The sequence below is a fragment of the Parabacteroides sp. ASF519 genome (genome assembly GCF_000364265.2).
GTDB lineage: Bacteria > Bacteroidota > Bacteroidia > Bacteroidales > Tannerellaceae > Parabacteroides > Parabacteroides goldsteinii.
Map to the genome: position 1 here is coordinate 4003152 of NZ_AQFV02000006.1, position 17277 is coordinate 4020428.

Sequence of the window (17277 nt, forward strand, 5' to 3'; positions counted from 1 at the left end):
GTAGTCACTTTAAACGGACGTTCGCATCGGGTTGGCAACACCTGGCTACGAGTAGTAAGACAATAGACTGAATGATAGCTTTGACTTAAATCATAATTCTTTAACTCGTCTTGGAATGGATGTTTTTCCTTACTGCAGACAAAAGTCGTTTTCGCAGGAGACAAAATATTTTCATCTTCAGTCTTTATCTGCATATTCAAAAGAAGCAGAAACAGAAACGATACTATCAACAATACTTTTTTCATCGCGGTGCGAAGTTAGAATAGTTATTTAACATACAACATAATTTTGTCAATAAAAGTTGAAAATAATTTGCGTGGGATAGTCCCAGGATAACTTCTTATAATTCTATTAAACATAATGGGAATTATAAGAAATAGTAACAGAAAGATATCAGGAGCTATTCAGGCATAAAAAATCCGTATATAACTTCACAGTTACATACGGACCAAACAAATAACAAACTCTACTTATATGAAAAAACAAATACTACTAACATAATTATTACAGAATCTTTTTTCAAGCTCTGTTTATCATTATAACAATGATATGCTTTATTTGGTTCTGACTACAGAATAATTTTCTGCTATTTTTTTCTGGGGTTATTAAACGATCCCTGAAAATTATCTCTGTAGAGAACTTTATTTTATTCGATATTATAACAAAACGTCATTTATTTATGTTCCGGAATCATATACTAATAAATACTAAAAAGGCATGTATGTATCTTTTTTGATACTCTACATGCCTTAAACTCTCTCTGTATTATACTTTTCAAACGAAAGCAATATGCATCTCCATATATCTGTTATTCGGTCTGTTAACGAGATTTTCCTTTGCGATCTTTTCGCAATCCTCAATATCCATACCATTTTCAGGAATACTCCAGTACCACAACATAGGTGCTTTTTCTCTTTCAGCTGTTTCCATTTTTTTCCATTTTAAATTCAACTTCATCTATGAGACAGAAAAAAAGAAAATACCCCTATCAACTCACAGACTTTTTTTGAATGACAGATGCATTATTTTGTTTAATCGTTTTTTCCAGCATCCGGAGTTAGCTCCTGTGTTAAAGAATCGGCTAGTTCTTTATTGTATTCTTTGAGTAAATCAATATCATGTATATCACTGATATCGAGTATTTCACGAATTAATTCAACTTTACCATTTTCCAATTCAGTGCTAGGTATCATACTTTTGTCGTTTTAGATTGATTAATATTGTTTTAACTTTCATCTAACAATATTAATTTCACATTGTTCACATACACAATCTCTTTTAACGAAAAAAGGTGATCATCGTTAAATAAATGACCACCTTTCTCTTATAACTGAAATAAAATTTTATTTAGCTGCTTCGATAGATGCTTTTCTAAATTCTTTCAGTAACTTTTCAAGTTCCAAAGAAGCTTTGCGAGCACGTGTACCTGCTGCTTTGTTACCATTTTCAACCTGTGCATTAGCATTTGTGCTAAATTCCCCAATCGCTACATTAATTTTGTCTACTAACTCTTTCATTTTACTTTTGATATTTCTTATTATTAAATCGAAGCACAAAAATATAAATAATTATATCATGGGCAACAAAAAATTGACAAAACATATCTGTTCAAGTGCTGAATATTAATAAAAGACCTATTAAACAGCACTCTCCTACTTATTTAAAGCCTCCAGTAACTGTTTGCCAGGTTTAAATTTAACACTTTTCCGGGCTTTTATGGTTACAGGCACACCGGTTTTTGGGTTACGACCAGGACGTTCGGTCTGTTGCCAAAGGGTGAATGTGCCGAAATTCTGGAAAATAATGCTGTTGTCTGTCAGAAGCGCTTCTTCAAAAACTTCTTCCAATGTGTGGATAAACCGTAATGCCTCCACTTGCTTAATAGACATTTTGCTGGATATTTGTTTGGATAGTTCTACTTTATTCATATCTGTATTATTTTAATTCTCTTTTAAAAACTTACTTCATTCTCTATTGTATCTACATCATCGAATACGGCAACATTGCCATCCGTAATCTTCACACGGAGATCAGCACTGTTAGCTCCTTTTATATTGATGGTCAGATCATAATGGTGATCCCGTTGGATGTTATAATTATTTGTCAGGTTATCACCCAGGTAAAAACGATATTCGACTTTTATCCCATTTGCGTGGCTACTGCTGTACTTATAGGTGCCCTTTAAAGTAAGATACGTACAACCGGTCAGTTTACCATCCGGAGTTGAAGTGGTAACAGACGTACTGCCAGGACCATTGGATTCTTTGTTTTTTCCTTCGAACGATTCGGAAAGACCCAATCCCCGGAGGTTTTCCGGCATACAGAAATAAGCAGAAGAACCTGCTGTAGAAGTTAAACCGCTAAAATCCGTCTCAGTTGTCTTCATAGTTGTGCCGTCAATTGTTGCCGGATACTTGCTGTTGCTACTGCCTCCTCCAGCCGTATATAAAGCTATTTTCGTGGGAATATTGGTAATTGTTGCAGTCATATCAGATAATGATGCACTGGCATCATTAAATTGAACTCTAACCGTTACTTTAGCATAAGCCCTGAATAACCGGGATACAAAGACTACCTTTTTGTTTTCTTCCGTGTCCCCGGAAGAAGCTGTTGGTGAATACGCGGAGGGACCCGAAGTCAATAAAGTAGGCACCGAACCGGTAGATGGTGTAAAATCGACTGTTGTCTCTTTCAACTCTGCCTCAGTACCCTCAAAGTTTCTTAAGAGAGCTTCTCCCCCATTGACAATTATATAAAAACGACTTATAATATCAGAAAACTTTTCGGCTTCTGATGTAGCATCAGTATTAATCCTGACCATATAGTCGTTTTCCTTGACAAAATCTTTATCATCGCTTGTATTGTCGACTTTATAAAGCTTTTTAATAAAATTTCCGCTAGCGTCATATTGTAATATCCAGACATTTTTAACGCTTGTTGCTTCATTTTTATCACCGATCGTTGGTGTCGTTGCTTTCGTCTCTACGCTGATCGCTTCCGGCAGTTTCAAGCAAAATTGAAAACTACAGTTTCCTCCACTGCCTGCATTGCCAGATTCTTCCGTTGATTCACACCCTGTAATTACCAGGTTAAAAACTACTACCAACGGTAATAATAAATAGTATATATGTTTGTTTTTCATACCCAACAGTTTAAATTATTCACCGACCTCGTCTGTCGACTGGTCTACTTTCGTATAATCAAGTAATGATATAGTGATATCGCCCGGATTCAATATACCGAAGAAAGTCAGTGTGAACTCGAATTTATATTGCATTCCCTTCAATAATGTTTTTGAGGTCGTGGCAGTATATGTAAATATACCCTCCTGAATACCAGCAACGCCTTCTTCCGTATAAAATACTTTCAATGTAATTATAAACTCAAGAGGCTGACTGCCATCAACCGGCAGTAACACTATCGGATCATTATTCTTATGAGGTTTACTCCAGGCATTCACCGTATAAGAAAAATTCGATACTGTATATGAGTCTGTATAGCCAGCCCCCGGTCGCCAGTCTTTTTCCCCTAAATAATAAGTTAAGGGAACTGATAAGTTTTTTATCTCTATTTTCTGAACTATCAAATCACTTATTTTAACAGGTGATTCTTTCGCTTTTACCCACAGATCTACTTTTGAACCTAGACGGACAAACGGTCCTGTCATTGAAACCTCCATTTTATTATCTCCGTCATTTTGCGGTTGCACGACCAGACCTTTGATCTCGTTATACATGAAATCGTAACCATTACGTACTTCTATTTCACCCGCACTGGGATCGGGAGCCGTTTCACTGTTATACGAAATAAAGTAAAGGTCATATTCACCGCGATAAAGAGACATATTGCCGTCGGCTGTTTTATCATCTGCTATCGTACAGACACTTTTGCCAAGCGGTTCCGGTAATTTTTGTGTGGATGCATCCACAGCTGTTCCGGCTTTATAAGCCAGAACAGTGAATTTTGTACCGGGATCGAGGTCTACCAGAGTGGTAGCACCCAACGCCTTCGTTAAAGAAGCCTCATACAGTTTAAATGAGAGTTCAACCGGTTCTCCCTCTCCTTGCGGCTTCTGCCTGTTGTCATTATCCGGTAATCCCGACGTACATGCCAGCATCATCAGGGCCAGACAAACCGGTAAAAGAATGTTTATTCTTATCTTCATAATCTTTCTGCAATTCGTTAAATACCAATATTCGTATCCTGGCTGGCATCGCTTTTCCAGTCTTCCACCTTAAAGTTTTTCAATATCCCACCGATTTTGTTGACTGTGATGGAGTACATATAATGTTTGCCCGCTTGCCATTGGACAGGAGTAGCGGAGGCCGTTTTAAAGGTGCGCAATTCAGTACTGCCCTCGCTGCTGACTGCTACAGTCAGGCTGAAAGAAAGTACCGATTCGGTCGCACTCATCGGAGCCATCAGGCAGGATACGTTCGGGGAAGACAGTGAAGTAGACAGTTCTTTCGAACCGTTCAACGTAACGACAGACGTAGAGACCAGACCGTTCAATACCCCATCCGTCAACTGCATGCTGCCTTCGCCGACCTGCAACTTATTTGTATTACTCTGGATACTGATCTGCTTCAAATAAAGGCTTTCACTAACATCGGTCTCTTTGTCTATCCTGAAACTCACTTTTGCCAACGCATGATTCATCGTCAACGAAATAGCACGATTCGTCTGGGTAATCCCTGCCTGTTTTGTGGCATAGAGATAATCTGTTTGCTGGCTTCCGGTAAAGTCGAGCCGCTGGGTCTCATCCGAATCGCTTCCTTTTCTGACGGATACCGGAATGGTCAGGTTGCTGCCGGATGTTATATCCGCATCCGGATAACAGGCATAGACGTCAGCACTCCCATTTGCCGTTGTTATCTCCACTGAGGCTGTGCTCGACCAGCTTCCGTTACTTTGGGTAAACAGCAAAGTAGGCGTCGATGTATTATAGGCGGTCAGCGCATCGGCATTGGCCACATATAATTTTACCTGATTGATGGAAGTCACGATTCCACGGGTCTGTATTGTTTCCGCCAATCCGACCGAAACCAATTGGAGAGCGGAAGAAGACGGTTCGCCGTTATCCGGCAGGCTGTCCGTGCATCCGGCACAGGTTGCCAATAACGCTGTTAATGTATATAAATTCAATTTTCTCATATTCTTTTATGTATTAAGTTGCATTTAAGTCTCCCCCGGATTCCGCACTACCGTCAGAAGCAAACGGAGTCACATTTACACTGTTAAGTATCAACTTATTCGTAGATGTAAAATTGTATATGTAATTATTAGCGGCTTCCAGCTTGATGCTCGATTGAGCATAAGATTTATCTATCTCCCCAGCAGAGACGGTTATTTGGTAAACAGCCCCGGCGTTAGCACGGATAATACCGATATATGTATGATTTGTTCCGGAAGCCGTTACCGGCAAAAGCTGGATGGTCTCATTGGTTCCGCCGTCAGTACGCAGAGAATTTCCTTCCAACTTAATGCCGTTTCCGGTCGTAATGCTCGCATACTCCACATTAATCGTGATCTTGGCCGCCACCGGGGCAAAGACAAAGTCGACACGGTTGCCGACAGCTGCTTTTGAAGAGATAAGCTGGTTACTTTCCCAAAATGCAGTCGGGGTTGTCTGATCTTGTTTTATCCCACTGAATGTAGTCGGAAACGAAGCCGTATAGGTCTCGTTTTCGGTAGTAATGGTGATACCATCTCCAGTGCCGGGCAGCCATTTCGAAGTGCTTCCGGAGTCACTATACTTATAAACCGTAGCACTACCACTTGCGGATGCCCCCGAATAGATATTGATCTGGTCGTTTGCAACGAAGGTCCGTTTGTCGTAGTCTGACTCATGGGCATCGGTCGCCCGTGTTACCGGGGTGGCTATTTCTGCTGTTACTTCCAGCGGACGGCCTATTCCTGTCTCTTGTTCTCCGGACGTACAAGAGGACAACAGGAGCAGCAAGACGGCTATCTGTATGCCCGGTGATCGTTGTGTTGTGTTTATTCTTTTCATATCTGTTCTTTTTCTATGATAATGATCCGGTATGAGTTTGATTCGGTGTCCACGGTTTTATTTCGCTGCCGACAGGCACCAGGATATTGTTCTGGATAGTAAGCGTATACTCATACTGCGAACCGGCTGTCAGCGTGCAGCCGGACAAGGTCGTTTTATAAGTTACATTCTTGTAGGTAACGTTGACGGTAATATCCGTAGAGGTCCCTTTGGGATAAACGATGCCGTGCCAGGTATAGTTGTTGGTATCCGGACGATAAAGCGTTACGATCTCCTGTACGCTTCCCCCTGTCAGCAATCCCGGCGCCTGCACCTGAATACTAAAATCGCCCGAAAAGGCAGGGCCACCCTCTGCCGGTTTAAATATCAGCGTCAATTTCGTATTTACATGTTTGAATGTGAAATCAATGGTTTCGCTGCTTGCCGGTAATATCTCCGTTCGCAGCAAATTGCTTTTTAAATAATTGGTCGCAACGCTTTGTGAAGATTGAATGCTGGTGTAATTTGTCGGATATACAGCCTGATAAGTAGCTCCCGCCTGCAGGGTAAGCGCCTTGCCGGACGGCGGTGTCCAGATTCCGGACGACAACGTATATTCTATTACATTGTCCGCTACTCCTCCATATTTTTTTGTGATCCGAATCTTATCGCTATTAACGAAGGTACTCCGGTCATAACTATTATCTGCGGCAATCGTTTTACTGCCGCTTTCCGTCAGTATTCCGCTGAAGCGGTCTATCGATGCCAGTATTTTCACAGGATTACCCTCCCCGGCAGGCATAAGGATTGTTTCATCTGAACAGCCGGATCCGATAGCTGCCAGCCATACAGCGGCCACCAGTGCCATGTTTTTATGTATTGTTATTCTTTTTCTCATCATATTCTCCTTTCATCATTTAAAAACCATCCGGGCGAAGTGTACCGTTCCCGGTAACCTTTTGCCATCCGTCTATTGTTATGTCTTCAACGACAATGGCCCTATCGGATAAGATCAGACTATAGGTATAGCGATAGCCCCTCTCCCATTGCATCTGTTGAAAATTGGCAGCTTTGACAATCAGGTGGCGTTCATTTGCCGTATCTGTCGTTTTCCCGAGCACGATGGTCAATGAAACATCTGTTGGTTTGCTGGCCAGCGGAGCGACCAGGCCATAACCGACTATTGCCGGAGTTCCATTCTCACCACATTTAACGGCTGTGGTCGTTGGGGCAGGAGTGAAACTTAATACTCCTGTTCCAGCCGTTACGCCCAGGGTACCGTCTTTTAGTTTCATCGTGGTCGTTGCACTGTTTGCCGTAGCGGCAAATATGTTTGAAGCAGCGTTGAGCGTGATCTTCTTAACATAGTCGTAATCGTTATCGACCAGACGTCCCGAAGCACTTTGCAGCTTAAACACGATCTGCGCCAATGCATGTTGCAGATGAATAGTGGGCGAAAAAGCCCCCTCGGCATTGCTGGCTGTGATCGATGTCTTGCTACCGATATCGCTTGAACCTGAACCGTACAGATAATCAACAGTGTTGCATTGCCAGCTATTTTCGCCGTTGAAAGTCATATCGGTCGGTATCGTTACCTCAATCGTATGCTCATCGCTGGTCGTAGAAGGATTGAACGTTGCATCTGAGGGACTGAAAGCGAAAACACGCGCCTGAAGGTTGTAAAGGTTTACGGCAGGTGCACCTGCCCAGCTCAAGGTTCCTTCACCTTTGGCTTTGAAGAGGGAAAGTCCGTCTTTCAATTTGTTATCCGGATCTTTCACACCCTGGTAAAAAGGATAACCAGCACTTTCCGTTACATAAAGCATGACAGAGGATATTTTATCCTTACCAGTTACGGCTTCCGACGATTCCAGGCCGTTCACGACAGAACGGGTCGACGGTTGACCGGTATAGAAACGGGGTTGCAGCAAAACTGTTTCTCCCCGGTTACCGGAAGGGCCATTGTCTACCCCATCCTCTCCGACCGTGCAAGCGGGCAACAGGAGAAACAACAGGTACCCCAGGAAGACACACTGCCGTAAAGGTGGTGCAGCCAGACAAATGGATTGTTTGTTTTGTTTCATATTGATTCTATTTTTATTTATATCGTTTTTATTGATGTATCAAATGTTTGTATCGGGAATCTGGGCGGCATCCTGCCAGCCGACGACATTAATTCCCGACAGTTCAAGACCGGTCGGTTTAATCGTTACCGTGTAGGTGTAGATTTTGCCTCTCTCCCATTGATTGGTACAAGCCACCGACATCGGTTTTCCATCAACAGTCAATGAAATGGTGCCTGACAAAGATGTTTCTTTACAGGGTATAGCATAGTTCGTAATGGTCAGTGTAGCACTTGCATCGGTTGTAGCCGTTGCAGACGTCAATGTGTATTCATATGACTGATCGGTAGCGGAACTGCCGGTGTTATCCAGGTCGAACAGTTCACCGTTTGTTAGTTTCATGCGGGTCTTGCTGCCCAGCACAGGTATTTTGGAGGTGTATTTTACAGAGGTGACTGCGGCGGCTCCTTTGTAACTGTTTTCTTTCTTTATGACAAGACGGAGTTTGGCAAAAACATGTTTCAGGCCGATGCTGACTATTTGGCCAGGGCCTTTGTTTCCGTTCGGCATATTGTTTCCGTTGTTGGCGTAAGGTTGTTTTTCCTGATAAGTATCGTTTTTGTATTCGACACCATACATGTAGTCGTTTTCCGGCTGGGTAAGGTCTACTTGGTTGCTAGCGGCAGTCTTCGAACTGGTATATTCAATAGCTGCAACCGGCACGGGAACGGTCGGAACCGGATCGGTTAAAGTGATTGAACCTGTTAACGGATCGTTCTTAATATCGCTGTTCCCATTCGCCGGAGCGGGATGGCAGGAGAAAATGATTGCTTTCTCATTGTTCAGCCAGATGGTCTGGTCGGTCGGCACATTTTCCGGTTCGAGCGAAGTGATGCCATTTGCTGTAGCAGGCTTATATTTTCCGTAAATACCTGCCGGACGGATACCGTAGGTCTGTTGATCGGTTTCAGCATTGACGGCGTAGATACCGACGCTGGTCAGATCGGAAGCGTCGTCGATAGCGGCACGCGTCAGGGACACACCGGCTACACGCAGGGTAAGGCTTACCGGACTGTCGATATTTTCTTCCTTTGAACAGGAGGTCAAAAGGGAGATCGTCAGGATGGGTAATAACAGGTAATTATACGGTTTCATAATCTTTTATTCGTTTAATAAATTGTTTCGTTTCTTTCTTTATTTACGGTGAACTGAGGGTATCTATTTCCCCTCTCGAGAGGGGAAAAGTTACTCTCAGCTCCTAATTGACAGGGAGTTCTCCGGTTGTTGCACCATTCCCCCAGCCTTCTACTGTTATGCTGGATAGGGTTAATTCCTTACCACTTAGTTTGGCCGTGTAAAGGGTGTTTGTGCCTTTTGCCCAATTTACAGCATCAGAAGTAGCAGCCAGGTCGACAGCATAAACAGTATTGTCTATTGTAAATTCTACCTGTATCGTATTTTTTGCTCCGTTATGAGGTAAAACAAGAATACTGAATTTAGATGAAGCATCTTTAGCTGCATCCGCACCAGCTAATCCGGATCCGCCTTGCTTTTTCAATGTGTAACCATCACCAATAAAACGCGTGAATGTGACAGTTTTTTCTGCATTGGATGTTATTGTTCCATCTTTAATTGCCATAACAGGATTGGAACCCTGGCTTAAAGCCGTATTACTTTTATTCTTCAAAACAATTTTTGTCAGTTTACCTGTATTGGCATAAGTTCCATCATTATATATACGGAAACTGACCATTGCCATAGCATGTTTCATTTTTAGTGCTACGGAAGCATCCGGAGAACCTGCCGCCTTTCCATTGCTGGCTGTTGCCGGATTTCCGTTATTGTCTGCATCTTCCGCCCACATATAATCGACTTCTCCGGGAGCAGATAAGATCGTTGTCCCGGAAGCGTTGTCTGTTGTTGGGATCGTATTATTTGTATCCTTACTATCTGATGTTCCCGGAAAGACTGTAACTGGTATTGTTGAATTTTCAGCTACAGTGGTTAATTTTAATGCAGTGCCACTAGCAGCCATCTCCCCACCGGCTCCAGGTGTATATGCCGGATGATACCCATAGATCGTGGCTGTTTCGCTAGTCAGATAAATTTTATCGGTACTACTAGCCCAAGTTCCATTTTTCGTATATAACGCGTAATTATTAGTGTTTCCGTATGACGTTGTTGGTCCTACTGCATACACTGCAATACTTTTAAAATTGGTATCATCGGTACCTTTGTTTATCGCACTCTTTGTCAGTGCCACACCGGCAGTTATTCCCAGTTCGACGGCATCCGGATCGTCATTCGGATTGTAGGGTGCGTCTTCGTTGCTGCAACTACCGGCAGACAGGGTAGCCAGAAGCATCAGGTAAACAGGTAATTTCGTTTGTTTCATTTCGTTCGTTTTTTATACTTGTTGTTTTTATTTCTTAAGGTTATTCAACCAGATTCAGATCGTCGTTTTGTATCACCGGAACCCATCCGGATACAGTAACAGAAGAGATACCCAGTTCCTTGTCACCTATATTCAGGGTGATTTCGTGAGAAGTTCCACCGGCAAAAGACAGGCTTCCTCCGTCTGATTGGGCGGTGATCTCAAGATCTTTGAATGTCCCGATGGAGGTTTCGACTGTCAGCTTATAAGCATCGGAAGTGCCGGTAAGCGGCGGCAAAAGCAGGGAGTTGGAAAGAGAGGTTGCTGTCGTACCGCTGATCTCTGTTCCACCGTCCGGGAGTTCCAAAGATAACTCACCGCTACCAGAGAAAGAGGTTTCACCATTGGTTAGAGCCAGTGTGACACTGTTCGTCACCGTAACGGTTATCTTCTTGACTTTCACGCTTAAACCACCGGTTACTTTCTTCATTGCTTTAAATGTCAACTGCGTAAGCAAATGCTTATAAGTGAGTGGAGTACCGGTGCCGTCCGTATTACTGAAACGACTTCCGTCCCACCGATTACCGGAGATTTGAGAGGCATACATCAGGTCGGTCTGGCCGGCGAGGGTGTATGTAACCTTACCATCATTATCGCTATACGAAGATGCTTTGGGAGCCACGGCAATCAGGTAAAGCCAGTCTCCGTTTTCCGGGTAAGTAGGATTATTTGACAATGGAACCATACCGTTAGTCTGTACCTCCGTGTCTATCTTCCATTCTTTTGCATTAGCCGGAGAAGTGAGACCGGTGTAATCACCGCTGCGCATAGAGGCAAAGACGGTGGTGGCGAAAGCCTCGGTGATCGTCTGATCGGCTTTCGTTTCCACTGTCGCATTCCCCCGGGCATGCAGTTCGATCGGGACTTGTTCAGGCTCGGATTGCTCCGAGTCTGAACAGCCTGATACCAGCAATAATGCCGGGAATAAAAGCAGATATATACGTTGTCGCTTCATTCGCTTTTTGTTCGTGTTTGGCGGGATTATTGAATGTCAACTTTTCCGGCGTCACCTGGTTTCCAAGCTTCGATCTTGGCTGATGCTTCGATACCGACAGCTCCTTGTGCTGTTTTCGGCGGAGTGATATTGAAAGTTACCTGATGGGAGAATCCTTCTGCTGTAGACAGGTTGGAACCGTCTTCTTTCTTAATCTTCAAATTCGTATATGACTGAATGGCTCCCTCTACCGACAGGTCAATATTTACCAATATATCTGTTGCAGGTTTCACCATGACAGGAACACTAGGTGCACAAGCTGTTGTGGAAAGCGCCGTATTACAGCCTGCAACCATTAAGTTGGCTGCATCTTTCCAGTTAACTGTACCTGTATTAAATGCTAAAGAAGCCGGAACTTGCGCATTTTGGATCGTAATCTCTTTCACACTGACAGTTTTATTTTCCCATTCAGTGCCGGCTAATTCACCGGAAAGTTGAGCAACAAAAGTAAGCTGGGTTGTCTTGTGCTGGAAATTAAGAGCGGCTTTCGTTTTATCCGATTCGGTTCCATTACCGGCAGCTTGCTGACCGGCAAACATCACATCCTGAAAACCGTCTGCTTGAGTAAACGTAACAGTTGTTCCGCTTACAGTTCCTTGAGGAGCAACACCTAATATCCAGGTTTTATTTGGATTGGCACCACCATCTACCGGATAATACAACGTCGGTGTCAATACAATGCCATTTGCTGTCGTACTTGCCGTAAACTGCGTGTTGGCATAGTTTGCACGATCACCATCGCTGGCAAACTTGCTTTCATTGTTCAGCGTATTATCTTTCTTCGGAACGAAAGAGTCAAAATCAGGTGCAGATGCGCTACTACTGTTGCCGTCCACCATAATAATAACAGCATCCATTTTGTTACCCGGTATGATCGCTGCTTTCGTCTCTACCCCGGTCACTGTTTGACTGATCTGGACAGGCACCGCATTTGCCACCTCGCCGTTGTTAATCACATTCTCTTCGTCATTTGAGCAGCTTGCCATTATCAGGGCCAATGCTGCCATACTTACTAAACTCTTTTTCATTTGTTTTACTTGTATAAATTAATAATGTGTGAAATATAAATTCTATCGTTGTTTGTAAGGATCTACCGTTACGCCTCCCTGGTCACCCGGATTCCAGTCGGTCACTTTGACGGTGACTGTTACCTTGATGTTGTTTTCAGGTTCGGGTTCAGGCGTGTCCGGTTCATCCGGGATATCCGGATTATCAGGCTCGTCCGGGTCGTCGGGTATATCCGGCGTGTCGGGGACTTCCAGCGAGATCTCTACCTCGTAGGCGCTGCCACCTTCACTACCACCCGCTTCAAACTTAACGGGAAGGTTTTTGAATGTCTTGTCGTTCGACGGATTGCCGTCCACATTCAGCACCAGGTCGAGCGTTAGCGTCGCTTCCGGTTGTACCAGAACGTAGCCGGGCAATGTCACGGTTCCGTTGGTGATCGGGAAACCACCGGTGCCGGGATCGGTATATACTATTACCGGTCCGGCATTCCCTAGAGGTTCTATCGCTTCCGAACCGAGGTCGACAACCGCTGTCGAGGCAAGGCCATTGATATGGACCGAGCGGATACGGTAACTGTCGGTTGTTCCTTTCAGTTTCAGTGTAAAGTTCAGTTGCGAAAGCAGGTGGCGGTATGTGAGCGGTGTCTTTATGGCATCGAACTGTTCGGTTATCGAGCCGCTTTGTTCTACCGAAAGCATCAGATCCTCCTGTCCGGTAAGGGTATATTCTACTTTGCCGTTGTTGAGTGGGGCTGCCGGGTAATAGCCACGCAGATAAACAGGCGAACCGTCGGCCGGATAATAGCGTTCGGGAGACAGGACAATTTCGTTATCGGTAGCTTCGCCCTCCCAACTATCGGAATATTGACCGGCTGTGTTTCCGGCTGCAATATTGACGGGTGTACCGTCGAAAGCATCGACGGTGGCACGGGTACGGATACCTGTATATAAATGTATAGCGACTTTGGCAATTTCTTCCGGGATGGTAACGGCCAGGTCGAGGGTGTCGGCACCTGCTTCAGTTGCCCGGTAGAGCTGTGACGAGACATCTTCACTGTAGATTTGCTTTTTCCCGTCCGTACCTTGCCAGGATAATGTCAGAAGATGGGTGTCGCTCGATGTACTGGGATCGACGTCTTCCGGCCAGGCAATACCGAGGATACCGGCTGTTGTGCTACAAACCTTCTGTGCATCGGGAGTCGGGAGAAGCATGCCGAGAGTCGCGGAAGATGTTATTTCTTCTGTAGCCAGATTTACTCCCCTGACAATGCCCTGCAAGGTAGCATCCAGCGAACCGGCGATCTGTCTGCCGGGGGCCGTCACCGTGAGACGCAGTATCTTACGGATATCTTCGGGTTGAAGGGTCAGTTCATTCGTCTTTCCTTCGGTAAGGGATATGCCCGAACGGCCGGCTACATAGACAGGAGTGTTCAGCGCAGGCATTATTGTTGATCCTTCAGGGACACGAACTGTTGCGGTAGCCGTGGCAAAGCCGTCGGTACCGTCTATCGTGACCGCTTCCGGATCGTCGGTCGTGAGCAGGGCGTCATACTGTCCGGCAGGCAGCCATTTATCGAGTTTGCCTGTCGCATTTGCTGCGTCGAACCGGCTTTCGAGCGGTTCCGTCAGTCCGTCGCCAAAGATGCGGAGAGCCAGTGCCTGTGCGCCGGGGTTTTCGACCGTGACGATGAGTTGTCCCTCCCCTTCATGCTCAGGTTCAGGTTTGTCGTCATCATGACAGGCGGCCAATAAAACGAAGGCGGCAGCCAGCAGGAACGGTTTAGCAACTAAGTTATTCAGTCTCATATTTTTCGTTTATAAATTATTCGTAGACACACGAAAAGCGGCACGACATCCTCCGGGGATGCCGTGTAACGATCGGTGCATCTGTTTTATTTATCGTTTACAACAGATGCGATTGATAAAGAGGGAAGAAATAATGGGCCAATGTGGCAATATGCCAATGGAGATAGCAATAGGTTCAGAATTTGTCAAAATTGAGCTATCTTGTCCCCGTGCTTGACACGGGGCCGCAGAAGAACCAGCAGTATCAAAAGATACATATAGGATACGGTTTGTGCCTTTGCGATCCCGTGTCGGGCACGGGAACGGGATAGCTCATTTATTTCTATATTTTCACCTGCCGCGAACCCCGCCTATCAACAGAAAACGGCTTTCCATTCGCCGATATTGCGGTCTTCTTTGTTGAAGTCGGCGCCGACTTTGACTAACTGGCGGCCATCGACTGTGTATGGAATCAGATAGCCTTTGTCGTCGATCTGTTGGAGGGCTTTGTCTACCGAACCGTCCAGTTTGAATTCGAATACGTAGATGTAGCCGGTTGTTTTTACCACTGCATCCGCACGCCCTCGGGCACTGCGAACTTCGGCTTCTACATATTGCCCCAACAGTTTGAAGACCAGATAGAAGATTATCTGGTAATGCTGTTCGGTCCGGTCGTTCAGTTCATAGGGAATGTCTGCAAAGAAAGCACGCAGCCGTTCCATAAATGCATCGACATCACCGGCACGCAACTCATCCCAAAACTTACCGATATAAAACGGTGCAATGGATTCCGATAAGGGTGTATAATATGGAGTAATGAAATTCAACCATCCATATTCCACTTCGGCATTCGGATAATCGAGTATGAAGAAATTCTTTATAGGATCATATCCCTTAATCGTCAGGTATCCACTCTGATAAATGATCGGCACCGGGTTATGGAAGTCTGCCCGGTAGTCGGTCAGTGCGGCTGCCGGCACTTCTATGCCGTCCAGCTGGCGCAGATCGTAGTCTGTCTTTTTCAGCATATCGACCAGCATCGTAGGGGTTCCTGTTGCGAACCAGTAACTGCTGAAACGTTCTTGAACCAGTGCATTCAGTACGCTAAAAGGATTATAGATACCGTCCGCCAGGAATTCCGAGAAATGATATCCGTCATAACGTTTCGTCATTTCATTTACTGTTTGTTCGTATGTCAGCTTGTTCCTGGCGGCAAGGGCAGCCAGCTCGGGTTGAAAGTCGCGTTCGATTTCTACCTTTGTCATACCGCAAATCGTTGCGTAAGCAGGAGCCATACTGATATCCATCAGTTGGTTCAGATTACTGAAAATACCCAGTTGCGAGAACTTTGTCACTCCGGTGATAAATACAAAACGTAGGTAGCGGTCAGCATCTTTCAGGACGGTGTAAAAGCCGGTCAGCATTTCGCGGTAAACGTTGTGCAGGTCATCATTAAATAATGTACGTAACAGAGGTTTATCGTATTCGTCGATCAGAACGACTACCTTCTCCCCTGTTTTCTCACAGGCTTGTTGGATGATTTGCATGAAACGTTCTTCATAACCTAACTCTTCATCTGTTTTACCGAATAGTTTTTCCCATTGAATAAAATGACCTTCCAGTATTTGTTCCAAACTCTCTTTCGTTTCGTAGAATTTCGCATTGAGACTCAGATGAAGCACCGGATACACTTTCCATTCTTTCTCCAGTTGTTCGATAGCCAGTCCCTTGAACAGGTCTTTCCGTCCGAGGAAATAAGCTTCGAGCGTGGAAAGCAGCAGGCTTTTGCCGAAACGGCGCGGGCGGCTCAGAAAATAAGGTTTGCCGGTCGTTACCATTTTGTAAACCAATGCAGTCTTATCTACATATAGATATCCGTCTTCCCTCAAAGAGGTAAAATCCTGTATCCCTACCGGGAGTTTTCTGATCGGTGTTGTTTCCATGTCTCTGTTGTTTTTAAGCACGAACACAAAGATAAGAATAATATGCTAATGTTGCATATACCAATGGATATAGTAAATAGTTTGAGATTTGTCTAAATTGCCACATTGGCTCATTATTTCTTTTCTCTTTATCAATCTCATCATGTCAAAGAACGCTTGTTTTTGCATCGACAGTCGATGCCGTGTTGCACTGGGTGTAAGTGCAACGTTACACTCGATGTCGATGCAACGCTGCACTTGGTGTCGATGCAACGCTACATCGACCCTCCCTGCAAATCATTCGATTTCAGGACGATCTCCGCCGCCGGAGTCGCCTACCACCAGTTTCGTTGGATATTCCAGGGTACGTGCTTCTTTCAAAGTCGTACTGCTTTGGCTGAACTGTGTGACGATACGCAATGTATAGCTGCCGTTGGCCAACGCCGGAACACGGGCGATCACCTTGCTGGGGTCGTTCTGGGTGAGACGGCGGGTCACTTTGGTCGTTGTGCCGTCGCCAGCAACGAAGAAAACGCCTACCACAGCCTCGTCGCCTGTTATTTTGATGTTATTACCCGTAATCATAATATCTTCGCTTGCCGTAATCGATCCGTCGAACAGGCCGGTCAGGGTATCGGTAACAAGCCTGATACGGGCCACGTCGGCTTTTGTGCCCATGTTGATCACTTTTACGTTTTTCAAGGCATCGCGAAGTTTCTTCGTCGGAACGATGTCGAATGTCAGTTTGTGGATAGCCGGGTCGAACTGGGCATCCGAGTTCTCGAAAGCACCCAGGATACGCGGGGAGAACTGGCAAAGGTCCGTTGTCACGCTATCGCCGTTCAACAGGGCTTCGAGAATGATATCACTGTCCTGCGACGTTACCGAAAGAATGGTCGGCAACTTCAGCTCAGAGCCGGTGCGTTTGATTTCCCGGGCCGTATCTTCTTTGGTCAGGGTTTTCGGACCGGTTTTCACTTCGGCAATACAGTCTTTTGTATTGTCTTTTGTCAATGGGTTATCACGCAGATAAAATTCCCAGTAATACTCTTTGTTGTAATCTTCCATGATGTTTCATGT

17 protein-coding genes are annotated in these 17277 nt (G+C 44.9%); all 17 read right to left on the bottom strand.

Annotated elements, in window-relative coordinates; all coding sequences use genetic code 11:
• Nucleotides 1-774: 774 nt before the first annotated feature.
• The 17 genes from C825_RS15735 to C825_RS15815 all read right to left on the bottom strand — a co-directional run bounded on the left by C825_RS15735 (nt 775) and on the right by C825_RS15815 (nt 17265).
• On the bottom strand, nt 775-930 hold the full coding sequence (locus C825_RS15735) for a hypothetical protein (RefSeq protein ID WP_007656609.1): 156 nt from the start codon (nt 928-930) through the stop codon (nt 775-777).
• Nucleotides 931-1031: 101 nt separating this feature from the next.
• A complete protein-coding gene (locus C825_RS15740) occupies nt 1032-1193 on the bottom strand; it encodes a hypothetical protein (protein WP_007656601.1) in 162 nt (53 codons plus the stop codon).
• A 150-nt stretch (nt 1194-1343) separates the two neighbouring features.
• A complete protein-coding gene (locus C825_RS15745) occupies nt 1344-1517 on the bottom strand; it encodes a BF3379 family histone-like protein (RefSeq protein ID WP_007656600.1) in 174 nt (57 codons plus the stop codon).
• Between the two features lie 135 nt (nt 1518-1652).
• Nucleotides 1653-1928 (bottom strand): HU family DNA-binding protein, encoded by a 276-nt coding sequence (locus C825_RS15750; RefSeq protein WP_007656599.1) that lies wholly within the window; start codon nt 1926-1928, stop codon nt 1653-1655.
• Between the two features lie 23 nt (nt 1929-1951).
• Nucleotides 1952-3142, bottom strand: a complete 1191-nt coding sequence (locus C825_RS15755; protein ID WP_010803163.1) for a DUF4906 domain-containing protein — start codon at nt 3140-3142, stop codon at nt 1952-1954.
• A 15-nt stretch (nt 3143-3157) separates the two neighbouring features.
• On the bottom strand, nt 3158-4165 hold the full coding sequence (locus C825_RS15760; protein ID WP_010803164.1) for a fimbrillin family protein: 1008 nt from the start codon (nt 4163-4165) through the stop codon (nt 3158-3160).
• A 17-nt stretch (nt 4166-4182) separates the two neighbouring features.
• On the bottom strand, nt 4183-5154 hold the full coding sequence (locus C825_RS15765; RefSeq protein WP_010803165.1) for a fimbrillin family protein: 972 nt from the start codon (nt 5152-5154) through the stop codon (nt 4183-4185).
• Between the two features lie 13 nt (nt 5155-5167).
• On the bottom strand, nt 5168-6013 hold the full coding sequence (locus C825_RS15770; protein ID WP_010803166.1) for a hypothetical protein: 846 nt from the start codon (nt 6011-6013) through the stop codon (nt 5168-5170).
• A gap of 13 nt (nt 6014-6026) precedes the next feature.
• Nucleotides 6027-6860 (bottom strand): fimbrillin family protein, encoded by an 834-nt coding sequence (locus C825_RS15775; protein ID WP_010803167.1) that lies wholly within the window; start codon nt 6858-6860, stop codon nt 6027-6029.
• 49 nt (nt 6861-6909) lie between these two features.
• Nucleotides 6910-8076 carry a fimbrillin family protein gene (locus tag C825_RS15780; RefSeq protein ID WP_010803168.1) on the bottom strand — a complete coding sequence of 389 codons (1167 nt, stop codon included), beginning with the start codon at nt 8074-8076 and terminating at the stop codon, nt 6910-6912.
• A gap of 39 nt (nt 8077-8115) precedes the next feature.
• On the bottom strand, nt 8116-9210 hold the full coding sequence (locus C825_RS15785; RefSeq protein WP_010803169.1) for a fimbrillin family protein: 1095 nt from the start codon (nt 9208-9210) through the stop codon (nt 8116-8118).
• Between the two features lie 103 nt (nt 9211-9313).
• Complete coding sequence (locus tag C825_RS15790; protein ID WP_010803170.1) at nt 9314-10450, bottom strand: fimbrillin family protein; 1137 nt, start codon at nt 10448-10450, stop codon at nt 9314-9316.
• A gap of 40 nt (nt 10451-10490) precedes the next feature.
• Complete coding sequence (locus C825_RS15795; RefSeq protein WP_010803171.1) at nt 10491-11444, bottom strand: fimbrillin family protein; 954 nt, start codon at nt 11442-11444, stop codon at nt 10491-10493.
• Between the two features lie 26 nt (nt 11445-11470).
• Nucleotides 11471-12511: a fimbrillin family protein gene (locus C825_RS15800; RefSeq protein ID WP_010803172.1), complete on the bottom strand. Its 1041-nt coding sequence runs from the start codon at nt 12509-12511 to the stop codon at nt 11471-11473.
• A gap of 42 nt (nt 12512-12553) precedes the next feature.
• Complete coding sequence (locus tag C825_RS15805) at nt 12554-14296, bottom strand: fimbrillin family protein (RefSeq protein ID WP_010803173.1); 1743 nt, start codon at nt 14294-14296, stop codon at nt 12554-12556.
• 353 nt (nt 14297-14649) lie between these two features.
• Nucleotides 14650-16218: a PD-(D/E)XK nuclease domain-containing ATP-binding protein gene (locus tag C825_RS15810; RefSeq protein ID WP_010803174.1), complete on the bottom strand. Its 1569-nt coding sequence runs from the start codon at nt 16216-16218 to the stop codon at nt 14650-14652.
• A 276-nt stretch (nt 16219-16494) separates the two neighbouring features.
• Nucleotides 16495-17265: a DNA-binding domain-containing protein gene (locus C825_RS15815; protein ID WP_010803175.1), complete on the bottom strand. Its 771-nt coding sequence runs from the start codon at nt 17263-17265 to the stop codon at nt 16495-16497.
• Nucleotides 17266-17277 lie beyond the last annotated feature (12 nt).

Coding starts and splice junctions, on each gene's coding strand:
- C825_RS15735 (WP_007656609.1), bottom strand. CDS start 930: ATGGAAACAGCTGAAAGAGAAAAAGCACCTATGTTGTGGTACTGGAGT.
- C825_RS15800 (WP_010803172.1), bottom strand. CDS start 12,511: ATGAAAAAGAGTTTAGTAAGTATGGCAGCATTGGCCCTGATAATGGCA.
- C825_RS15760 (WP_010803164.1), bottom strand. CDS start 4,165: ATGAAGATAAGAATAAACATTCTTTTACCGGTTTGTCTGGCCCTGATG.
- C825_RS15765 (WP_010803165.1), bottom strand. CDS start 5,154: ATGAGAAAATTGAATTTATATACATTAACAGCGTTATTGGCAACCTGT.
- C825_RS15740 (WP_007656601.1), bottom strand. CDS start 1,193: ATGATACCTAGCACTGAATTGGAAAATGGTAAAGTTGAATTAATTCGT.
- C825_RS15780 (WP_010803168.1), bottom strand. CDS start 8,076: ATGAAACAAAACAAACAATCCATTTGTCTGGCTGCACCACCTTTACGG.
- C825_RS15775 (WP_010803167.1), bottom strand. CDS start 6,860: ATGGCACTGGTGGCCGCTGTATGGCTGGCAGCTATCGGATCCGGCTGT.
- C825_RS15755 (WP_010803163.1), bottom strand. CDS start 3,142: ATGAAAAACAAACATATATACTATTTATTATTACCGTTGGTAGTAGTT.
- C825_RS15785 (WP_010803169.1), bottom strand. CDS start 9,210: ATGAAACCGTATAATTACCTGTTATTACCCATCCTGACGATCTCCCTT.
- C825_RS15795 (WP_010803171.1), bottom strand. CDS start 11,444: ATGAAGCGACAACGTATATATCTGCTTTTATTCCCGGCATTATTGCTG.
- C825_RS15770 (WP_010803166.1), bottom strand. CDS start 6,013: ATGAAAAGAATAAACACAACACAACGATCACCGGGCATACAGATAGCC.
- C825_RS15810 (WP_010803174.1), bottom strand. CDS start 16,218: ATGGAAACAACACCGATCAGAAAACTCCCGGTAGGGATACAGGATTTT.
- C825_RS15745 (WP_007656600.1), bottom strand. CDS start 1,517: ATGAAAGAGTTAGTAGACAAAATTAATGTAGCGATTGGGGAATTTAGC.
- C825_RS15790 (WP_010803170.1), bottom strand. CDS start 10,450: ATGAAACAAACGAAATTACCTGTTTACCTGATGCTTCTGGCTACCCTG.
- C825_RS15805 (WP_010803173.1), bottom strand. CDS start 14,296: ATGAGACTGAATAACTTAGTTGCTAAACCGTTCCTGCTGGCTGCCGCC.
- C825_RS15750 (WP_007656599.1), bottom strand. CDS start 1,928: ATGAATAAAGTAGAACTATCCAAACAAATATCCAGCAAAATGTCTATT.
- C825_RS15815 (WP_010803175.1), bottom strand. CDS start 17,265: ATGGAAGATTACAACAAAGAGTATTACTGGGAATTTTATCTGCGTGAT.